General features: G+C 42.7%; 2 protein-coding genes. Both read right to left on the bottom strand.

Annotated features, from left to right (window positions below):
* Positions 1-487: tetratricopeptide repeat protein (locus ACWATR_RS40365; protein ID WP_460346097.1), on the bottom strand; the 487-nt coding region annotated here is incomplete at its 3' end.
* An 86-nt stretch (positions 488-573) separates the two neighbouring features.
* Positions 574-1,032 (bottom strand): divalent metal cation transporter (locus ACWATR_RS40360; protein ID WP_460346094.1); only part of this gene is annotated, 459 nt, incomplete at its 5' end.

Below are 1,032 nucleotides of genomic sequence, written 5' to 3'. Positions count from 1 at the left end.
CGATCGCCAGCTTGTGATTTCCCTGTCTATAATTCAAAAAGCCCCTATTGTAGTAAGCATCTACAGACTTCGGATCAATTCTTAGTACTTGGTTAAAGTCGGTAATGGCCGCTTCAATACTTCCTAGTTCCGCATGAGCAGTTCCTCGACCGTTGTAAGCATCTGTATGGTTGGGGTTTAGTCGCAGTGCTTGATCGAAGTCGCTAACGGCTGCTTTAAAATCTCTTAATTGAGACTTTGCTAAACCTCTGAGGCAAAAACCTTCGTAGTATCGGGGATTTAACTGTACTACCCGACTAAAATCTTCTATTGCGCCGTTGAAGTTGCCTTGTTCAAGCTTTTGCACTCCCTGGTTATGGTATTCCTGAAAATTCATCTGTTGGATGCGCGTTGGTGCTTCCTGTGCAGCATGGACAGCAACAGGTATTCCACTCAGTACGCTACTCGTTATTCCCAGAATGGCAACAGCTTTGCGAATATGGTTCATGGCTTGACTTTCTCCTTGATAGATATATCAAGACAGATACACGAGATTTTTCTCAACTAGATCCATCCTAAGCGGTTTCGAGAGATTTAGAGATTGAAACCCAGCCAAATCAAAATACTTTGTAATAGCAACCAAACATTTAACCCGACGATAATAATAGCAACCAGCCAAGCTAGAGATTTGAGCCACAAAGGATTTACAAATTCTCCCATTAAGCGACGGTTACTTGTAAACATCACTAAAGGAATCACTGCAAACGGTAACTGCAAACTGAGGATAACTTGACTTAAAACTATAAGGCGACTTGTACTATGTTCCCCAAAGATAATAATTGTAATCAACGCTGGAATGATAGCAAGCAGACGGGTAACTAAACGCCGTAACCAGGATGGAAGGCGAAATTGTAAAAAGCCTTCCATGACAATCTGCCCAGCCAGGGTTGCAGTTAGTGTCGAACTTTGCCCAGAAGCAAGTAAGGCAATCCCAAAGATGGCGCTAGCAGCACTAACGCCTAATAATGGTGAAAGCAGTTTGTAAGCTTCTTG

This window comes from Nostoc sp. UIC 10890, assembly GCF_054786515.1.
Note: the sequence above shows the minus strand (reverse complement) of the source record. Positions and strands in the feature narration are given on the sequence as shown.